Raw genomic sequence first — 19,570 nt, 5'->3', positions numbered from 1 at the left:
GATGGGTATTCCCCTTACTTCTAAAAATTTGAACAAGACCATTAAATGGTTGGCTCAACCTACAAGCCTGGCTTGGTTGCAACAGGCTGTAGAGAATCCCTTGGTTGTGTTAATTGATCATGCTCATTGTGAGCGTAAGGCTGCAGGTGTTGCTATCCAACTGATGTTTAGATACCCATGTGAGCCTGGCTTGGCTGAAGCTTTAAGCCCTTTGGCGAGGGAGGAGTTGGAACATTTTGAGAGAGTGATTTCCTTAATTAAGAGTAAGGGACAATCATTGAAACTATTGCCTGCACCCCCTTATGGAGCAGCCTTGGCAAAAGAAATTAGGAAGGGTGAGCCAGAAAGAATGCTAGATAGTTTTCTCGTATCTGGTCTTATTGAGGCCAGAAGTCATGAACGGATGTCTTTGTTGGCAATTCATAGCCTTGAGGAGGAACTTAGACAGCTTTATACAGATTTATTGGCCAGCGAAGCTCGACATTTTTGTATCTATTGGAGACTTGCTGAGGAGCGATTTGGGCGCGATGTAACTGTTTGTCGATTAGAGGAGTTGGCGAAGGTTGAATCCGCCATTCTTCAGAGTTTGCACCCCGAGCCTCGGATGCACAGCTGAAAATTTGTTGAATAGCATGAATATGATTTGTCTTGTAAGGCCTAATTTGGGGTATTAGACATATGTGTGCATGAACCATGCGACTTTGGCAGGTTCTAACTCCTCTCCCAATACTCTGACACTTGTTGGGGTTGGCCCTGGCGAGCCTTCTTTAATTACTCTTGCAGCTGTGCAAGAAATTAAATCTGCAACGGTGGTTGCTTACCCCGTTGCAAAAGAAGGCGCTGTTGGCATTGCAGCCACAATTGCTTCGCAGTGGATTAACGAAAACCAGAAGAGGCTACCTTTGGTCTTTCCAATGGTTTGTGAATCTGCTCCAAAGAAAAAGGCTTGGCGTTTGGCTAGTGATTTACTTGTGAGGGAAGTGGAGAATGGCGAAAGAGTTGTCTTACTTTGTCAGGGGGATGTTTCTCTTTTTGCTACGGGCTCTTATGTGTTGTTGGATTTAAAAGACCGACATCCTGAGTGCATGGTGAATGTTATTCCTGGTATTAATTCAATATCAGCGGCAGCGGCAAATGGCTTATGGCCTTTGGTTTTTCAACAGGACCAACTTTTGATATTGCCCACTCCTGATCAATTGGTTGACTTGGAAGAGTTGTTAGATGAAGCTGCCTCTTTCAGGCGTGTACTTGCTCTTCTTAAGCTTGGAGATCGTTGGGAATGGGTTAGGCCTTTGCTTGAAAGAAAAGGTCTTTTGGATAGGGCTCTTTTTGCCAAGAACCTTGGATTGTCCGATCAGCAAGTTGTGCCCGCAGCTAATGCTAGTAGTGGTTCTCAGCCATATTTCTCTTTGTTGTTAATACGTCAATCCTGGCCTGATGTGATGCCTTGGAATTGATTAAAATATGTTTTCTGTATTGACTTTATGGCATTGATTTGACATGCTCTTCAAGAAGATTAATAGCTTTACTCGGGGTTCTTTCTTTCATTAACTTTGGCAGGAGCGAATTTGTTCCTGCCAAGTCATGGCACAGCCAATTTAAATGTTTGCGGGCCACTAATAATCCATGGTCACCTTTTAAGGTTACTAAGCAATCCAAATATTCTATTGCCAATTGGATGCGTTCCTTCGGGCTTGGCGCTTGTATGGCTGGTTCACCATTTAGTGCGGCATCTATTTGGCCAATGAGCCATGGCGAGCTCAAGCTTCCTCGCCCAATCATTACCCCGTCAGTATTAGATGCCTCCAGGCATTTAATAGCGCTATCAACGCTGGTTATGTCGCCATTGGCGATCACGGGAATCTTCAGAGCTTCTTTGACAACAGCAATTGCCTCCCAATTTGCGTTGCCAGCAAAGCCTTGCTCTCGGGTGCGTCCATGCAAAGTCAGTAATTGTGCGCCGGCTTCTTGAAGTCTGTGTGCAAATTTGACAGGGTTGGTATTTGTTTTGTCCCATCCCAGTCGAGTCTTTACGGTAACTGGAATTTTTACTGAATTTGCAACGCTGCTAACTATTTGTTCCGCCAGTATTGGGTCTCTTAGTAGCCCACTGCCCCCACCTTTGCGAGCAATTTTTTTGACTGGGCAACCCATATTTATATCTATGAGAAACGCTCCTTCTGCTTCTGCCTGCTTAGCTGCCTCTGCCATCGCAGCAGGGCGATAATCAAAAAGTTGTACACCTATTGGACCTGATTCTCTAGATATATCAGTGATTTTGTAATTTCCAAGTCCAAGGTGAAGACTGGTGGCATTAATCATCTCGGTAAATAGCAAGGCATTTGGAGCCCAACGCCTTATTAGAGTCCTAAAAGTAAGGTCACTGACTCCTGCTAATGGGGATTGGATAACCCTGCAATAAAGTCTTCTTTGTGTACCTCTTCCTGGAAGGGTTATTGCAGAATCCATTTCTTGCATCTATCCGTTGAGAAATTTCCTTGGTAATTAATCAACTCTTGGGATTTTATTTTGACATCATTTTTGAATGAGAATGAATCCTCGTTTTGGCCGTTAAGCAAGACTCTTTTAAAAGGGATTCTTGATGACCAGATTACAGACTCTTTTGTGGTTCAGCTTGTCTGGGAGCGATTGGGTTATTTGCCAATTAATGGAATCGTCAAGGTATGGCATGCAGGCCCAACCACACCAGAGAAGTGGGCACTGGCTTTTCCAGAGGCGCCGGAGGTGATTGTTGGGCGGCGTGCTTCAGTACATCTGACAAGATCTATCCCAAAAGAGCACAAGCAATTACTCAAGCAGAGTTTGAATTTTGCTGGTTATCGAATTGGTGAGTTGTATCCACGACGAACCAGGAGGGCAACAGTAGTGAATTGGCTCTTAGCATGGTTGGTTCAAGAGGGGCAGGAGCTCCTTGAAGAGGGGCCTATGCCTAAAATTTTTCCACCTCCATCTAATCCATTACAAGGTCATCCAGGAGATCCCTTGGTTCAGTAATAGTGTTTCCTTTTGGGCTATTCCCTTGGGGATGGGGGTGAAGGTCAAGCTGGCGGTTTTGATGTCTGATTAAGGCGAAAATTGGCTTCTGTTTCGAGAACTATGTAGTGTCAGTATTTAATTCATGTTGAATGCAATTGGCGAGTCCGATAGTCGCAATCATCGGTCGCCCGAATGTTGGTAAGTCCACGTTGGTAAATCGGCTTTGTCATAGTCGAGAGGCAATTGTTCATGATGAGCCTGGTGTAACCAGAGACAGGACCTATCAGGATGGTTTTTGGGGGGAGAGAGAGTTCAAGGTTGTTGATACGGGGGGGCTTGTTTTTGATGATGACAGCGAATTTTTGCCCGAGATTCGTGAGCAGGCGAACTTAGCCTTAGAAGAAGCTTCTGTAGCATTAGTCATTGTTGATGGTCAGCAGGGTATTACTGCTGCAGATGAAGCTATTGCTGAGTGGTTGAGAGGACATCCATGCAAAACCTTGGTTGCTGTTAACAAATGTGAGTCTCCTAGTCAAGGCCTTGCTATGGCAGCAGAGTTCTGGAGACTTGGCTTGGGAGAGCCTTTCCCCATTTCTGCAATACATGGTGCAGGGACAGGAGATTTGATGGATCGTGTGGTTGCATTGCTTCCCGCACTAGAGTCAAGAAATGATGACGATGATCCAATCCAAATCGCTATTGTTGGGCGACCGAATGTTGGTAAATCAAGTCTTTTAAATGCAATATCTGGCCAGCAAAGAGCAATTGTTAGTCCGATACGAGGAACCACTAGGGACACCATCGATACTTCTTTGATTAAAGAAGGGAAGGCCTGGAGAATTGTTGATACCGCAGGAATACGGCGCAGAAGAAGCGTCAACTATGGCCCAGAGTTTTTTGGGATAAATCGTAGTTTTAAAGCGATTGTTCGCAGTGACGTTTGCGTGCTGGTTATTGATGCTTTAGATGGAGTTACTGAGCAAGATCAGCGACTGGCTGGAAGGATTGAGGCCGATGGACGTGCTTGTGTGGTTGTTGTAAATAAATGGGATGCGGTTCAGAAAGATAGTCACACAATGCCATTAATGGAAAAAGAACTCAGAGCCAAGCTTTATTTTCTTGACTGGGCTCAAATGTTGTTTACATCTGCACTTAATGGCCAACGTGTTGAGAGTATTTTTTCATTAGCTGCTCTCGCTGTGGAACAACATCGACGTCGAGTAAGCACATCTGTAGTCAATGAGGTTTTAGAGGAGGCTTTGAGATGGCGTACTCCTCCAACTACTAGAGGTGGACGTCAAGGACGGCTTTATTACGGCACACAAGTTGCAAGTCAACCCCCAAGTTTCACCCTTTTTGTTAATGACCCTAAGTTGTTTGGAGATACATATCGGCGTTATGTGGAGAGACATTTAAGAGAAGGTCTTGGGTTTGAAGGTACACCTATCAAGTTGTTTTGGAGAGGGAAACAGCAGCGAGCTGCTGAACGAGAGTTGGCTCGACAGCAGAATCGTTCTTCTTGACTTATGGATTGGTTGAGACAAGTTCCAATTGGTCAATATGTGGTAGGGACGCCATCTTGGCTACGAAATATTGATCCAAGACTCAAGATTGCCTGGGTGTTGATGTTTTTAGTTACCCCTGTCTTGGCAGGTGTGATTTGGCGGGTTTTTCTAGCTATTACACTTTTGGTAATTACCTTTTGTAGTGGGGTCTCAGTTCGGGTTTGGTTGCGTCCACTTGGTTGGTTGTTAGTTCTTGCGATTTCAGTTGGCATATTTGCTTTGTTTTTACCCTCAGGAGAACCATCAGCAGTATTGCCTTTGCGGTCACCTGTGGAGGTTTCAGGTGTAGTTCTTCAGAGTCCATCTTGGGAGTTAGTGCGAATTGGACCACTCCAATGGAAGACTTTTTCGTTGGGCCCCTTAGTTCTTAATCGCTACTCCATCGCACTAGCCATAAAGACTTCTACTTTGATTTTTACTTTGGCTCATAGTGTCAATTTGATGTTGATTACTACATCGCCAGAGGATGTGATGTGGTCTTTCAATTGGTTCTTGACCCCTCTGGGCTTAATTGGTTTTCCAATTAAAAGACTTAGTTTTCAGTTGTTGCTTGCGTTGAGGTTTTTGCCATTAGTCCAAGAAGAGTTGCAGAATCTTCTACGTGCTTTGGCCAGTAGAGCCGTTAGCCTCCGTCAATTGGGCATTAAATCTTCTCTTGCGCTTATTCTTTCTGTGGGAGAACGCTTGTTGAACAATATTCTTTTGCGCGCTGAGCAAGGTGCTGATGCTTTCTTGGCGCGTGGAGGGGTGGGTATCCCTATTTCTTATTTCAAGCCAAGAACCATTGCAGGGGGGGGGATGCGCTGGTTGAACTTATGGTGTGGATGTTTGCTTGTATTTGTTCTTAGCCTTAGAGGGAAGTACGGTGCGTTATAGATGAATCACTGAAGGAATTGAGCGCCGAGCATTATCTCAATCATCCTACTTTTGGGATGCTTTATCTTGTAGCACCTGCTGGCGAGGGTAGAGATGTATATGCAACTTTATATGCTCAGCGGATCTTTTTCCTGGTGACCTTGCAACCTCGAGGCGCGCAGTTTGAGATCATCCCTTATCAAGATGCACGCCATCATGCTGAGGTTCATCTTGCACGATGCAGAAGAGAATCTTCTATAGAGATCGGTCGATGGGCAGAATTGTTCCAGCAAACGTTTATCTAAGAGTTGCTAGATGTTTTCCTCTAGTTGGCATCAGATATCGAGTTGTCTACCTGTAGGAGTTAACTTGCTTGCGGTAAGTAAAGGGCATTCTGCAACCTCAATTCGATGTCTTGCAGAACTCGGCCAAAAAGATTTTGGAGAGAGTCGTCTACAGGAAGCATTGCCTAAAATTTCATCTCTACAAGACATCCCAGATCTGCGATGGCATTTTATTGGTCGACTTCAAGCAAATAAAGCCAGAGCGGTATTAAAAGCGTTTGCTGTTATTCATTCTGTGGACTCATTGTCCTTAGCAGAACGTTTATCCAGAATTGCTGGAGAGGAATTAGTTCGACCAGAAATAATGATTCAGGTGAAATTGCGTGAAGACCCCACTAAAGGAGGGATGAGTAGAGAGCAATTTTTGAAGGACTGGAAAACTCTAAGCCACCTTCCGAATTTGAAGCTAAAGGGATTGATGACGATGCCTCCAATGATGTTCTCTTTGCAAGACCGTAAAGAGCTCTTCATTGAGTGTCGTGAGTTGGCTAATCAGTTTTCTTTATCAGATTGTTCTATGGGCATGAGTTCCGACTGGGAAGAGGCTGTTGAGGCAGGAGCTACTTGGCTACGACTCGGTTCTTCTTTGTTTGGGGCTAGGTGTCCTTCTTTAACAAATTCCTCACAGATATAAGCAAAGACTTGTCAGAGCCTTGCCTCTGCCTGCTTGGAGCGCTATTCAGGTATCAGGTTGAGTTGTTTCTTTGAGGAAATGGCTCCTAAATGTCGGCAATTTGTCGGCTTACCTCAACGCCCAATAGAGAGGATTCCAACGGTGTCGCTTATTTCCCGTCTTCGTGCCGTCGTCGCTGGTGACGACTATTTGGACAGCGATTATGACGAGCTTGATTACGAGGCAAGTGACAATTTTGATGACGATCACAGAGGATCTCCTGGATTAGGTGGTGAACTTGCCTCGCTTTCACAGTCGAATCCTTTTGGCTTGGGTCAAGGCATCTCAGGATCCAATGTGATTGGGATGCCTGGTATCCCCAGTGGAGCATCGGAGGTAAGTCTTATGGAACCCAGGAGCTTTGATGAAATGCCCAGTGCTATTCAGGCTCTGCGAGAGCGTAAGACTGTGATATTAAATCTCACGATGATGGAACCTGATCAGGCTCAGCGAGCTGTTGACTTTGTGGCAGGAGGAACATTCGCAATTGATGGACATCAGGAGCGAGTAGGGGAAAGTATCTTCCTCTTTGCGCCTAGTTGCGTGACTGTCACGAATGCAAGTCAAGATGATGTATCTGCTCCTACAACAGTAAGTATGGATTCAACAACAGAGTCCTACACACAAGACAGCAGCCCTGCACCTGCACCTGCACCTGCATGGGGAGAGGCGACTGCTGCCGCTATCTAATCGTGCTTTCTTCCCTGGGTGTGATAGGCCTGGGTCGCATGGCCCAGGCACTTGTATTTCCATTAATAGAAAAGCAAAAAATTACTCCTGAAAGGATTTTTGCTGTAGTTGGCCGTCAAAAAAGTGTTAATAGCCTTCGCCCTAGTTTACCCAAGGGATTAACTTTGTTTTCTTCTGAGGACCAAGCCTCCGTGGGAGTTTGGCATCAGCCAATTCAACTTCTTGCAGTGAAGCCTCAACAATTAGAGCAAGTTGCAATTAAAGCTAAGGACCTCGAGTTAAGTTATAAAGTTGCTCGGCCATTACTAATTTCTTTGCTTGCAGGTGTTTCTTTAAAACGCTTGCAATCTCTGTTCCCAAATCATAATTGTGTTCGTGTTGTTGCTAATACACCTGCTTTGGTGGGTGCAGGACTCACAGGAATCTCATGGGGAGATGGCATTAACCAAAACGAGAAAAAACATGTAAAAGATTTGTTTGTAGTTGTTAGTGAGGTGTTAGAGCTTCCTGAATCAAATTTAGATGCTTTTTTGGCCTTAACTTCATCTGGCCCTGCTTATGTCGCACTAATGGTTGAAGCTCTTGCAGATGGGGCAGTTGCAGCTGGATTATCGCGAGATTTATCTCTTCATCTTGCCAGTCGGACCCTTGGAGGTACTGCGTTGTTGCTTAAGGAAAAAAACATTCATCCAAGTGAATTGAAAGACATGGTCGCCTCTCCTGGTGGAACGACTATTGCTGCATTGCGTCATCTCGAGAAAGCAGGTTTTCGTTCGGCGTTAATTGAGGCGGTTGTCCTTGCGGCTGAGAGGAGTCGAGAGTTGGCTTAGTTCTTCTTAAGCTTGAGTTATTAATAAGTAGTTCACTGTACAAGTTCTCAAGAGAATCGATATTTCTTGTCAAAGTGTATCTTTCAAGTACTCGCTCTCTAGCACGCCTACCAAGTTCCGCAGTAAGTACTGGCTGGTCTCGTAGAACGGGTAACAACGTTCTTAATTGAGTAGTTACTCCTTGTGTGCTGAGAACAATCCCAGCACCATTTTCCAAAACCTCTCCATCTGCACCTGCATCTGTAGCGACACATGCTGTACCAGTAGCCATTGCTTCTAAGAGGGCAAGAGAAAGACCTTCAACAAGGCTTGGTAGGAGAAATACTTCTGCACATTGAAGCAAAGCAATTTTTGTATTTAGATCTGACTCGTAGCCCCACCAATGCACATTTGAATTATTGGCTAATGCATAGTTATTTTGCAGAGTAGGTAGCAATGGTCCGTCGCCAACAATAACTAGACGACAACCAGATGGCTCTACAAGTCTCCAAGCTCTCAATAGTGCTTCAACATTTTTTTCAGTGGCGATTCTTCCCATGTATAGAAAAACTCGCTCTGAGCCAAGTCTTTTTCTGATTTCTGTCTTTTTGGGACTAGTACGGTGGGGCGCAACTGGTGTCCAACACTCTGGGTCCACGCCATTAGGAATTACTGCAAGACGGTGATCCCTTACCCCTAGCTTTGATAGAACTTCTGCTTGAAGTTCTGAAAAGACTATTACTCTGTCGTACTTGGCTAGAGCAGGAGCATAAAGTTGATATGTGAGTTGTTGAGTACCTGCGGTTAAGTTTCTGATGCTTGCATCAAAGGGTGGGTGAAACGTTGCAACAAGGGGAACGCCAAGTTGCTGGCAGAGATCAGGAAGTCTGAAGTCAAGAGGAGAAAGAGTGAGGCTGGCATGAACAAGGTCTGGTTGAAGCCTTTCAAGTGATTCTCTGAGTTCTCTTTGCGCGCCAGGTGAAGGGATGGTGTAAACCTGAGACTTCACGAGATATGGAAGGCTTACTTCCGGGTCGTTTGCAAGTAGTGAGGTTTTTGTATTGCCTGGATTGCTTGGATTATCGAAGTGAATAAAACTCGTCTGGTGGCCTCGTTGCCTTAGGGCTTCTGTTGTGCTGATTCCATAGGTTACATTTCCGCAAAAGGGCGTTTTCTTACCTAACCAAGCGATGTGAGCCACCTATAACTTCTCATTAAGCCACTAATAAAGTTAGCAGCGCTGCCATGGATGTTCTAATAATGCTGCAATTAAGGCTATTACTGCCAAAAGCCAAAGCAATGGTAATAATCCAAATAGGCTCACTAGTGCACCAGCCAGAGCCAATGGCAAGCTAAGAGCAATGTTTATAAGACTGTTTTGAAGGCCAAAAACTTTGCCTCTTTGGTCAACGGGTGTTTCTTCTTGAATTGTGGTTTGGGCTGGGATGGCAACTAGAGCTGCTCCTAATCCAAGTGATGTACAGAAAACAAGAGTTAGTATTTGTGAGCCTTCTGCTTGGGTAAGCATTATCAAGCTGAATGTAATGATTCCTAAACCGGTGGCAGTGAGTCGTCTGCGGCTAAACCAATGACCAACTTGTGCGATAAGAACCGCACTGCCAGCCATACCTATTCCACTCATTGCTAAAAGGGTCCCAAACCTTGCAGGACCTAGTCCTTCAATTGAGGATGCCAGGCTTATGGCTAATACATACAACGCTGCTAAAAGGCTATACAAAAGGACTAAATGCACTATTCCCGAACGAACTTTTGGTCTATCTTGAACAACTTTTAAACCATCAATTATCTCTTGCAAGACAGTTGTTTGTTTATTGGTGAGCTTTATCTGCTCTTTGAGCTTCATCGAATTTATGCTCAGGGCAGCCATGCCATAACAAAATGGGAGGAGTAAGAATTCGCCGCCTGTGAAGCCCATGGGCAAAAAAGCTTTATGTAAGAGTTGGAGTATTGGCTCACCAAGTGCAAACCCAACAATCGTTGCGCCCATACTTGTTGCTTGATAAACAGAATTGGCTGCAAGGAGGTTCCCTTTTGGTACCAACATTGGTATTGCTGCTTGTTCGGCAGGGGCAAAGAAGTTTGTAAGAATTGATTCGAAAAATGTCATTAAAATTAGTGCCCAGTATCCCCATGTGATTCCAAGAAAAAGAGGTCCAGGGATAAGACATAGAGGGGTAAATAGAACTAGAAATGCTCTTACTGCATTTGATGCCACCATTACGCTGCGTTTAGGCCATCTATCAGCCCATACCCCTGCTATCGATCCCATAGCTATCGCAGGGATTGTATTGGCAACAAATATCCCCGTAGCTAAAAGTGTGATCATTTGACCAGGCGTTTCAATCTGCATACGTATTGCTGCTGCTATATCCGCTAGCTCACCATTGCTTTGTGGAGACTTTATTACCCAGTTTTGAGTAATTAAAAAAACCATTAAAACGATGTAGAACTTGTCAGCTAATTGTGAGAAAACCTGTCCAATCCATAGCTTTTTAAATCCATCTAAGTGGATTAATCCTTTTAATCCTTGGTTTGGTTCCGCTTGTTTTGGGCTTGCGGGCGACTCTGTTTCGAGCATGCTTTCAATCGTTCAAGAAGCTTTTAGTTTTGGTCATGTGCGTTTCAAAGTTAATTTTTCTCATCTTCTTCAATTACAGAAGTCTGTAACATCGATAGAGCTTTAATGTTTCGATTCAAGTGTGCTTTAATCCAATACTGAATTACTGAAAGTAGTCGAAGCCAAACTTTTTTAGGCCCTAATAATTCGCCATTCTTTCGGAAGGGGAGATTGGGACGGGGGAGTATTTGTAGCAAGGCAAGTTCAGATGGATTCAATTGAACTGCGGCACCTGGAAGAGCTCCTATAACGAACCCTTCTTCGGGTAAGAAACTACAACGCCAAGCCCAATCTCCTAGTGGAGGATCTAATGGCTTGCCAGTTTTGCAGCAACTTTGTATAGGGATTCCATAACCACCAAGTGCTAGAAGATGAAGACATGATTGAACGCTACTGGCCAAAGTTGACTCTTGCTCAAAAGGACTAATTCTGCTTAAGGCTTCAAGTCGTTCCAAATGCATTAGAAGCGTACTTAGGAGTCCTGGCACAGGATCATTATGTGCTACTAACATCATGCTCAAATCTGTTAGTGCTTGTGCTGCTGATAACGTTTCAAGCTTTAGCCCAAGCTTGCCAAAGCTCTTAAGAACTTTTAGTTGGCGAACTCTATTTAGGCCAGTTCGACCAACAACTTGAAGTTTTAAAAAAGTTAGTGGTAATGCTGCAGCCATTTTGCTACGTGGTCTTCTTGCACCTGGAACTGCCAAACGAGTTAACCCTTCCTCGTCACTTAGCAGGGATATAAGGCGATCGGTTTCTCCTAGAGGCCCAACCTTTAAGACCAATCCCTCAAGGTATCTTTCAGAACTCATGAACTTGCTAAGCGGAGTTCTTGCATGATTTCGGCTCCTTTGCTAGTCCCAATATGATTCGCACCTGCTTCTATTAATTCAACAACTTGGCCAAGCTTGTGAATGCCACCAGCTGCCTTAATGGAACAACGACCTTTTGTTATCTCAACAAGTTGATGAATGTCGCCGGGGGTGACGGCTGGGCCAAAACCATTGCTGGTTTGTAAACCTTGAGCTCCTGCCTCAATAGAAGAATTCACTGCAAGTGATAGTTCCTCACTGGATAATTTGTTCATGTTTAACACTATATTTACAGGTAAACCAGGTTCACACAGGGATGCAATTTCCTCTGCGAAGAACATACTTTGGTTCAGACTTAGCTCATAGAAATTCGGAACAATATCTAGCTCTTCTGCTCCATGTTCTGCTGCCCATTCTACTTCGGCCAATTTCATTTCCGTTGGAATTGCGCCAAAGGGAAAGGCAATTACGGCAATGAGTTTTGTTTTACCTGTAGTCCCAAGTTGTTTACGCGCATGTGGTAGTTGATTCAAGCTTGTGCAAATGCCTGAGAACCCAAAATGACATGCTGAATCAATGAACCCTTTAATCTCTTCTTTGTCTTGATGAGGGTCAAGCATTGCTTGCTTTATGAAAGGAGCTAATTCCTTGTAATTCCCTCCAGAATTTGCTTCAAGCATCTGACTATTGATATCAATTCTTTGCTTGAATTAGTCCATAACCACCATGATTTCTTCTATATACAACTTGTAGCTCCCCAGTATTCCTTTCACGAAACATGTAAAAGTCGTGGTCTATTAGCTCTAGTTGGTGAAGAGCATCTTCGGTGCTCATTGGCGGCATAGGGAAATACTTGCGTCTTACTCCTGGGTTTGGTAAATGTGCTTCTTTCCCTTTGATTAGAGAGCCCTCAATGGATGTTTCATGAGTCAGGTCTTTAGTGTTGGGTGTCGACGAGGCGCTGTGGCCAGGACTATGGTGATGATCTGCATGACGTTCTTTGTATCTGCGGAGTTGTCTGGAGAGTTTGCTGGCCACAAGGTCAATGCTTGCGTATAGGTTTTCACTTCTTTCCTGAGCTCTAATCACTGTTCCGCTAGCAAAAACGGTTACTTCGGCAGTTTGTTGTGGCACTCTTGGGTTCCTTGCAACTGATAGATGAACATCCGCTTCTTTCACCATATCTCCAAAGTGATGGACGGCTTTCTCAAGCTTTGCTTGGGTGTAGTCACGCAATGCAGGTGTTAGCTCCAGGTTCCTTCCATGGATAAGCAGCTTCATTCCGGCACTCCTGCATTCATTGATAAGAGCAAACTAGTTAAATCAAGTGCATCAGCAAAGTCTTTCTCGACTTTTCTTTTTGAGCCGACAGGTTTGGTGCCTTTTCAGCTTGCTTGGGATTGGCAACGTAACTGGCAGGCTCAGCTGCTTAAGGAACCCTCTTCGGAACAGGCTGTTTGGTTGTTACAGCATTGCTCCTGTTACACCCTTGGTAGAGGGGCTAATGAGAACAATTTGTTATTTGATCTAAATAAACCTCCTTTAGCTTTGTTCCGAATTGATCGTGGCGGAGAAGTTACTCATCACTTGCCTGGTCAGCTTGTGGTGTATCCCGTTCTAGATCTTCATAATTACAAAACTGACCTGAATTGGTATTTGCGAGAGCTTGAGCAGGTCAGTCTTGAAGTATTGAAGTCTTTGGGGTTGAGCGGGAGTCGTATGCCAGGCTTAACGGGTTTGTGGCTTGATGGGCGGAAGGTTGCCTCAGTAGGAATTGGATGTAAGCGATGGATTACTCAGCATGGTCTGGCTCTAAATGTGAACTGTCAGTTAGAGGGGTTTAAGCAAGTTATTCCCTGTGGATTAAGAGGAAAATCTGTAGATCGGCTGAGTAATTGGATTCCAGGCCTTGAGGTGGCAGACGTAAAGCCATTGATTCGGGAATCTTTAAGGAAACGGTTTGGCTTGGTTTGGCAGACTGAATAGTAAAGATTTTCAGGGAATCATTTGCTTCTAAGGCGTAAGGAAAGTGGTTACTTCAGTCATATGTAAATAAGTTGGTTATTGAAGCCTTTTGGCAAAATTGAAGTTGAAAAGATGGTTGGATTTGCAAGAGCATTTTGGTCTCCAGATAAGCAAGAAGAGAAGGCCTTGACTTCTCATCATCATGTTGATCAATTAGATCGTATAGATCAGCTTTGGCCCTGGTTGTCGGATAAACACTCTCAGGTTCTTGCAGTACAGGCTCCTCATGCTTATCACCCAGAGAGTTTTTCCTATGGAGAGCTATCTGAACTTATTTCCACTGCAGCTGCGTCTTTTTATTCATTAGGGATTCGCCATGGAGAGGTAGTGGCGCTATTCGCTGAAAATAGTCCAAGGTGGCTGATAGCTGATCAGGGCCTCATGCGAGTGGGAGCGGCCGATTCAGTTAGAGGGGCTTCTTCCCCAGTAGAAGAACTCAATTACATCATTATCGATTCCAAGGCTAAAGCTCTGATTATTCAAAATGCTGAGCTTTTGAATAAGCTCTCTTTAACTAATACTCAAATGAAGGAATTTAAGTTCATATTGCAATTAGAAGGAAAGTCAGATAGGGAGAGCATTTTAGATTGGCAATCTTTTCTTGATGCAGGGATTGGTCTAAAGGCACCAGACCCTTTTGCTGATAGAGACCACAAGTCCGCTGAAGTCACTACTGCGACTATTTTGTATACCTCAGGAACAACAGGTAAACCAAAAGGAGTTCCTTTGACACATGCAAATATTTTGCATCAGATGAAATCTTTGGCTTGTGTTGCTTACCCGGCTGTTGGCTCTCCTGTTTTGAGTGTTTTGCCTATCTGGCATGCATATGAAAGGAGTGCTGAGTATTATTTTTTTTCTTGTGGATGTACTCAAACTTATACAACTATTAAGGAACTAAAGCGTGATCTTCCAAAGATAAAGCCAGTGGTTATGGCTACTGTTCCCAGGCTATGGGAAGCAATTCAGATAGGTTTTTATGATGCAATCAAAGCGTTGCCTCCTCACCGTCGATGGATAATAAAGAAAGCTCTTTCTAATAGTGCGGCTCAGAGAGTCTCCTGGAGAAGGACGAGGGGCTTAACAGTAGAACCTATATCTCCAATTAACAAATTGATTTCATTTATAGAGGCTGTTGGGAGATGGCCTATGCATAGGCTGGCATCTTTATTGCTTTGGCCAAAGGTTTTAGAGAAACTTTGTGGGGGACAATTGAGGTTTCCAATTAATGGCGGTGGGGCAATTGCACCTCATGTAGATGTGTTTTTTGAATCCCTTGGAGTGGAGTTATTAGTTGGTTATGGTTTGACTGAAACTAGTCCAGTCGTCAGTTGTCGCAGGCCCTGGCGGAATATTCGAGGTACATCAGGCCCCCCTTTGCCTAAGACTGAATTTAAAATTGTTGATCCTGAAACCAGGGAGTTGAGAAAATATCGAGAAAGAGGGCTTGTGCTTGTTAGAGGGCCGCAGGTGATGAATGGCTATCTAGGTAAGCCTGAAGAGACATCAAAAGTTCTTGACCGTGATGGATGGTTTGATACTGGTGATTTGGGAATGCTCTTGCCAGATGGCTCGTTAGTGCTTACAGGTCGAGCAAAAGACACAATTGTGCTTAGCAGTGGGGAGAATGTTGAACCATCTCCTTTAGAGGAATTTCTTGTGGCCAGTCCACTTTTTGATCAGGTAATGATGGTTGGACAAGATGAGAAGAAATTAGGGGCTTTGATTGTTCCAAATGTTCCCTCGATATTGCTTTGGGCAAATAATTTAGGATTTTCGTTCCCCAAAGATTTAGGTGGGTCTCCTGGAGACCCTTTTGTCAGGAAAAGTCTCAGCCAAGAAATTAATAGATTGCTTGCTCAAAGACCTTCTTCACGTTCTGAAGAACGCGTAATTGGCATAGCTCTAGTCGATGCATTTACCATTGAGAATGGGCTTCTTACACAGACTCTGAAGCAAAGGCGTGAGAATATTTCTGCACGAGATCAGTTTGCGATTGCCGATATCTATAGCCGCTAGCACAGCAAGATGATTTATTTAGTGGGTCGCAAGCCTCCTCGTTGAGAGCTTTATCCAATAGAAAATGCTTGGTCATGTCTTCTATCAACAACCTTTCAATTAAGCGCTCTATCACTGTTCGGGCTGTAGTCACTCCTGCTTGGAAGGAAGAAGCTGAGAGAGAGTTGAGTAATGCAATTTCAACGTCAGATCAGCAATTAGCACAATTAGAAAAGGAGGGACAGCAAGTTGTTGATGATGTTCGGAGCCAAAGTGCGAATCCATTAGACCCTCGTGTCCAGGATCAGGTGGCGCAAGTGCAGCAACAAGTTGCTGCAAAAAGAGCTGAATTGGAAGAACAGAAGCGAAATTTGCTTGAGCAGCAGGCTCAGGTTCGTGAACTGGAAATGGAGCAAATCGTTGATCAGGGACAAATTGACAGCTTTTGCGACTTGAAGGTAGGTGACAATCTTGTGAGCAAAATGCAAGTAGCTGTAGTGGTTCGTGATGGGGTAGTTGAGGCAATTCAGCAAGATTGAACAGTTCTTAATGGCTTGGTTCAATCAGTCTCTAAAATTGTTTCCATAGGACCATTCTGGAGAAGGTATTGGCAACGCACGACATTTTTATGCCTGCCCTTAGCTCCACCATGACGGAGGGCAAAATAGTTGAGTGGTTGAAAAAACCTGGGGAGAAAGTTGGCAGAGGTGAATCGGTCCTTGTGGTGGAGTCCGATAAAGCAGATATGGATGTTGAGTCTTTTCAAGATGGATATCTTGCTGTTGTATTGATGCCAGCTGGGAGTACTGCACCAGTTGGAGAAACGATAGGTTTGATAGTTGAGACTGAGGCTGAGATAGAAGAAGTTCAGTCTTCAGCAAAGGCTGCTTCGCCTATAGAGGATCCCGCTCCCGCTCCCGCTTCCGTGCCCGCTCCCGCTTCCGCGCCCGCTCCCGCAGTAGCAGCAACTACCCCCCCTCCAGAACTTTCAGCACCAGGCACTCCTAGCAACGTAATTCCAGTTGCAGTAAATGATGGAAGGATTGTTGCTACTCCGAGGGCGAAAAAACTTGCTTCTCAAAAAGGAGTTGATTTAAGGACAGTGCTTGGGAGTGGCCCTCATGGACGAATACAAGCCGAGGATGTGGAAGCTGCTATAGGCCAACCCATTACGGTCCCTTGGGTTGCGGAAAGCAATGGACCTGCGCTTAATAGTTCAACTTCAACTTCAACTTCAATTGCAGGCGGTAGTAGTACTACTTCTTCCTCCTCTCAAGAATCCTCAAGCCCTCCTAAGGGCAAGAGCTTTGGATCTCCTGGAGAAACTGTTCCTTTCAATACGCTTCAGTTAGCTGTAAATAGGAATATGGAAGCAAGTTTGTCGGTGCCTTGCTTCAGAGTTGGTTATTCCATTACCACTGACAAGCTTGATGCTTTTTACAAGAAAGTTAAGCCGAATGGAGTAACTATGACGGCGCTTCTTGTTAAAGCCGTGGGGATAACCCTTTCACGTCATCCTCAAGTAAATGCAGCTTGCTCCACTGAAGGAATGGTCTATCCACCTCAAGTGAATGTAGCGGTGGCAGTTGCTATGGAAGATGGGGGACTGATTACTCCTGTACTGAAAAACCCTGACAAAACAGGACTTTTTGACTTGTCTAAACAATGGGCTGATCTGGTTAAGCGTTCTCGCCAAAAGCAATTACAACCTGATGAATACAGCACTGGAACTTTTACAGTTTCCAATTTGGGGATGTTTGGGGTTGATCGTTTTGATGCAGTCTTGCCGCCTGGAACTGGGGCAATACTTGCTGTAGCCGCCTCCAGGCCTGTTGTTGTTGCTGGTAAGGATGGCTCAATTTCAGTTAAGCGTCAGATGCAGGTAAATCTCACTGCTGATCATCGGGTTGTTTATGGTGCAGATGGTGCTGCTTTCCTTAAGGATTTAGCGAATTTGCTTGAAACCCAACCTGAAGAACTTGTTGTTTGACAGTGATTAAGGCTGGTTACTTGTTGCAAGGGTTTCCTTTATCAAAGCTGTTTTCTTCATTGCGTGACGGACCTAAGAGATTCTTTATTAAGTTCTTACGACTATGAGCTGGACCAAAGCCTCATAGCTCAAGTCCCTGTGAATCCAAGACATTCCGCAAGGCTTTTAATTGTGGATCAACCTTCCAAGGATGGGTTTGGCGCAAGGCATGCTCAAGTTTGGGATTGGCATAGGGAATTGCTGCCTGGGGATCTAATAGTTTTGAATGACACAAGGGTCTTGAAGGCAAGATTGCGTGTGAGACGCTCAGGGGGTGGACGCGCTGAATTGTTATTACTAGAGCCACGTGGGGATGGCAAATGGTTGTGTCTTGGTAGGCCCGCCAAAAGGATGAGGCCTGGTGATCAGCTTTGGGTAGAAGCTCTTGAGCAGGAACCAATAAGTCTTGAGGTGATATCAAATGATCCTGAGACAGGGGGACGAGTCGTGCAGTTCCCCATTGAATTTTGCGATAGAGAGACTATGGAGGTGCTTCTTCAAAGATATGGAGAGGTGCCATTACCTCCTTATATTCAGAGACATGACCCGAAAGATAATCATAGATATCAGACTCGATATGCAGCAAGACCAGGCGCTGTTGCTGCACCTACAGCTGGATTGCATTTAAGTGATGAATTGTTGGAAGCCTTATCTAAAAGGGGGATATTGCAGACTCGCGTAACTCTGCATGTAGGACTTGGAACTTTTAGACCTGTTGAAAAAGAAGATCTTAGGGATCTTGAATTACATAGTGAGTGGGTTGAAGTTAGAGAAGAAGTAGTTGATTCAATTAAAGCTTGTAGAGCTCGTGGTGGCAGAGTTATTGCTGTTGGTACAACTAGTGTTAGAGCTCTGGAAGGGGCTTGCCTTGCAGGAGGCGGTCAATTAAAGGCAATTAGCGAACCAGTTGACTTGGTTATCAAACCTGGATATCAATATGGAGTCGTAGACGGTTTGTTGACTAATTTTCATTTGCCTAAAAGCTCTCTACTCCTTTTGGTAAGCGCCTTGATAGGTAGAGAACGACTATTAGCACTTTATACAGAAGCAATAGAAAGAAGATATAGGTTTTTTTCTTATGGAGATGCTATGTGGATAAGCCCTGAGGCAGTTTTACCAAGCGCAAAGCTTCATTAAGCAGGAACTGGTTCCTGAATTATTCCTGTCGGAACAGTCTCAAACATCACTGATGAAAGATAGCGTTCTGCCATATCTGGCAAGACGACAACAATTGTTTTGCCGGCATATTCATCCTTTTCAGCAAGTCGAATTGCTGCAGCTGCCGCTGCCCCACAAGAAATTCCTACTAATAAACCTTCTTCTTGTGCTAGCCGAAGGGCCATGGCAACCGACTCTTCATTTGTTACCTGTTCGACTGAATCTATTAAAGAAAGATCCAGGTTTTTGGGTATGAACCCAGCTCCAATCCCTTGGATCTTATGTGGGCCTGGTTTCACTTCTTCCCCATTAAGGGTTTGAGAAATGACTGGGCTATGCGAAGGCTCCACCGCTACAGAGGTGATTGGCTTACCTTTTTCTTGTTTTATATACCTAGAAACTCCTGTAATCGTCCCGCCTGTTCCTACTCCTGCAACCAATACATCTATTGCTCCATCCGAGTCATCCCATATTTCAGGACCGGTGGTTTTGAAATGGATGTTTGGATTAGCGGGGTTTTCGAATTGTCCAGGCATGAAATATTTATTTTTATCGCTGTCGGCTATTTCTTTTGCTTTGGCGATTGCACCAGGCATGCCTTTAGCTGCTTCAGTGAGGATCAATTCGGCTCCAAGTACTGCCATGACTCTTCTTCTTTCTAGAGACATTGACTCAGGCATTGTGAGAATTAGCTTGTAGCCTCTTGCTGCAGCTGTAAAAGCAAGGGCGATGCCTGTATTGCCTGAGGTGGGTTCAACGATGGTTTTGGTTTTATCTAGTGCCCCACGCTTTTCAGCATCCCAGATCATGTTTGCGCCAATTCGACATTTGACGCTGTAAGCAGGATTGCGACCTTCAATTTTGGCTAAAACGGTTGCTTTAGCGTTTTTTGTGACCGAGTTCAGTCTCACAAGAGGGGTGTTTCCTATGGCAAGGCTGTTGTCTTCGTAAATTCGTGACATGCGTAAGCTTGAAGC

The 19,570-nt window shown here is 44.5% G+C and carries 21 protein-coding genes; 14 read left to right on the top strand and 7 right to left on the bottom strand.

Features of this window, described 5'->3' with window-relative positions:
• The first annotated feature begins 1 nt into the window (after window position 1).
• Both SOI83_RS04015 and cobI read left to right on the top strand, forming a co-directional pair.
• Window positions 2–616, top strand: coding sequence for a tRNA-(ms[2]io[6]A)-hydroxylase (locus SOI83_RS04015; protein ID WP_320677361.1), 615 nt, complete (start codon window positions 2–4; stop codon window positions 614–616).
• 70 nt (window positions 617–686) lie between these two features.
• Window positions 687–1,457 (top strand): precorrin-2 C(20)-methyltransferase, encoded by a 771-nt coding sequence (gene cobI, locus SOI83_RS04010; RefSeq protein ID WP_320677360.1) that lies wholly within the window; start codon window positions 687–689, stop codon window positions 1,455–1,457.
• A gap of 25 nt (window positions 1,458–1,482) precedes the next feature.
• On the opposite strand, the gene dusB is transcribed toward cobI, so the two are convergent.
• On the bottom strand, window positions 1,483–2,469 hold the full coding sequence (gene dusB, locus SOI83_RS04005; protein ID WP_414153432.1) for a tRNA dihydrouridine synthase DusB: 987 nt from the start codon (window positions 2,467–2,469) through the stop codon (window positions 1,483–1,485).
• Between the two features lie 60 nt (window positions 2,470–2,529).
• Here dusB and SOI83_RS04000 point away from each other — a divergent pair, with 60 nt between their 5' ends.
• The 7 genes from SOI83_RS04000 (at window position 2,530) to proC (ending at window position 7,954) form a co-directional block, all read left to right on the top strand.
• On the top strand, window positions 2,530–3,015 hold the full coding sequence (locus SOI83_RS04000; RefSeq protein WP_320677358.1) for a DUF1823 family protein: 486 nt from the start codon (window positions 2,530–2,532) through the stop codon (window positions 3,013–3,015).
• Window positions 3,016–3,152: 137 nt separating this feature from the next.
• Window positions 3,153–4,520: a ribosome biogenesis GTPase Der gene (der, locus tag SOI83_RS03995; protein ID WP_320677629.1), complete on the top strand. Its 1,368-nt coding sequence runs from the start codon at window positions 3,153–3,155 to the stop codon at window positions 4,518–4,520.
• 3 nt (window positions 4,521–4,523) lie between these two features.
• A complete protein-coding gene (locus SOI83_RS03990; RefSeq protein WP_320677357.1) occupies window positions 4,524–5,438 on the top strand; it encodes an energy-coupling factor transporter transmembrane component T family protein in 915 nt (304 codons plus the stop codon).
• Window positions 5,439–5,455: 17 nt separating this feature from the next.
• Window positions 5,456–5,722: a PipX family protein gene (locus tag SOI83_RS03985; RefSeq protein ID WP_320677355.1), complete on the top strand. Its 267-nt coding sequence runs from the start codon at window positions 5,456–5,458 to the stop codon at window positions 5,720–5,722.
• Window positions 5,723–5,732: 10 nt separating this feature from the next.
• Window positions 5,733–6,395, top strand: coding sequence for a YggS family pyridoxal phosphate-dependent enzyme (locus SOI83_RS03980; protein WP_320677354.1), 663 nt, complete (start codon window positions 5,733–5,735; stop codon window positions 6,393–6,395).
• Between the two features lie 141 nt (window positions 6,396–6,536).
• Window positions 6,537–7,124 (top strand): cell division protein SepF, encoded by a 588-nt coding sequence (locus SOI83_RS03975; protein ID WP_320677353.1) that lies wholly within the window; start codon window positions 6,537–6,539, stop codon window positions 7,122–7,124.
• 2 nt (window positions 7,125–7,126) lie between these two features.
• Window positions 7,127–7,954: a pyrroline-5-carboxylate reductase gene (gene proC, locus SOI83_RS03970; RefSeq protein ID WP_320677351.1), complete on the top strand. Its 828-nt coding sequence runs from the start codon at window positions 7,127–7,129 to the stop codon at window positions 7,952–7,954.
• Here the strand turns inward: proC and SOI83_RS03965 are convergent.
• The 5 genes from SOI83_RS03965 to hpf are packed head-to-tail and all read right to left on the bottom strand — an operon-like array spanning window position 7,857 to window position 12,664.
• Window positions 7,857–9,134: a glycosyltransferase family 4 protein gene (locus SOI83_RS03965; RefSeq protein WP_320677350.1), complete on the bottom strand. Its 1,278-nt coding sequence runs from the start codon at window positions 9,132–9,134 to the stop codon at window positions 7,857–7,859. The genes proC and SOI83_RS03965 overlap by 98 nt on opposite strands.
• Window positions 9,135–9,164: 30 nt before the next feature.
• The gene (locus SOI83_RS03960; RefSeq protein WP_320677349.1) at window positions 9,165–10,532 is read right to left on the bottom strand and encodes an MFS transporter; all 1,368 of its coding nucleotides are present in this window, start codon (window positions 10,530–10,532) and stop codon (window positions 9,165–9,167) included.
• Between the two features lie 50 nt (window positions 10,533–10,582).
• The gene (recO, locus tag SOI83_RS03955) at window positions 10,583–11,383 is read right to left on the bottom strand and encodes a DNA repair protein RecO (RefSeq protein WP_320677348.1); all 801 of its coding nucleotides are present in this window, start codon (window positions 11,381–11,383) and stop codon (window positions 10,583–10,585) included.
• Window positions 11,380–12,063 carry a deoxyribose-phosphate aldolase gene (gene deoC, locus SOI83_RS03950; RefSeq protein WP_320677347.1) on the bottom strand — a complete coding sequence of 228 codons (684 nt, stop codon included), beginning with the start codon at window positions 12,061–12,063 and terminating at the stop codon, window positions 11,380–11,382. Before deoC ends, recO begins: the two co-directional genes overlap by 4 nt.
• Window positions 12,064–12,076: 13 nt before the next feature.
• A complete protein-coding gene (hpf, locus tag SOI83_RS03945; protein WP_320677346.1) occupies window positions 12,077–12,664 on the bottom strand; it encodes a ribosome hibernation-promoting factor, HPF/YfiA family in 588 nt (195 codons plus the stop codon).
• On the opposite strand from hpf, the gene lipB reads away from it, so the two are divergent.
• The 5 genes from lipB to queA all read left to right on the top strand — a co-directional run bounded on the left by lipB (window position 12,647) and on the right by queA (window position 18,572).
• Window positions 12,647–13,369, top strand: coding sequence for a lipoyl(octanoyl) transferase LipB (gene lipB / locus SOI83_RS03940; protein WP_320677344.1), 723 nt, complete (start codon window positions 12,647–12,649; stop codon window positions 13,367–13,369). The two genes, hpf and lipB, sit on opposite strands and share 18 nt — an antisense overlap.
• A gap of 111 nt (window positions 13,370–13,480) precedes the next feature.
• Window positions 13,481–15,427, top strand: a complete 1,947-nt coding sequence (locus SOI83_RS03935; protein ID WP_320677343.1) for an AMP-binding protein — start codon at window positions 13,481–13,483, stop codon at window positions 15,425–15,427.
• A 74-nt stretch (window positions 15,428–15,501) separates the two neighbouring features.
• On the top strand, window positions 15,502–15,945 hold the full coding sequence (locus SOI83_RS03930; RefSeq protein WP_320677342.1) for a YlqD family protein: 444 nt from the start codon (window positions 15,502–15,504) through the stop codon (window positions 15,943–15,945).
• A gap of 68 nt (window positions 15,946–16,013) precedes the next feature.
• On the top strand, window positions 16,014–17,396 hold the full coding sequence (locus tag SOI83_RS03925) for a dihydrolipoamide acetyltransferase family protein (protein WP_320677340.1): 1,383 nt from the start codon (window positions 16,014–16,016) through the stop codon (window positions 17,394–17,396).
• A gap of 63 nt (window positions 17,397–17,459) precedes the next feature.
• Entirely contained in the window at window positions 17,460–18,572 is a 1,113-nt protein-coding gene (gene queA / locus SOI83_RS03920) for a tRNA preQ1(34) S-adenosylmethionine ribosyltransferase-isomerase QueA (protein ID WP_320677339.1), read from the top strand.
• On the opposite strand, the gene cysK is transcribed toward queA, so the two are convergent.
• A complete protein-coding gene (gene cysK, locus SOI83_RS03915; protein ID WP_320677338.1) occupies window positions 18,569–19,555 on the bottom strand; it encodes a cysteine synthase A in 987 nt (328 codons plus the stop codon). The genes queA and cysK overlap by 4 nt on opposite strands.
• Window positions 19,556–19,570: the final 15 nt, after the last annotated feature.

It is taken from the genome of Prochlorococcus sp. MIT 1300, from assembly GCF_034092375.1.
GTDB lineage: Bacteria > Cyanobacteriota > Cyanobacteriia > PCC-6307 > Cyanobiaceae > MIT-1300.
The sequence above is the reverse complement of the archived record's forward strand: the minus strand, read 5'-3'. Positions and strand labels throughout refer to the sequence as shown.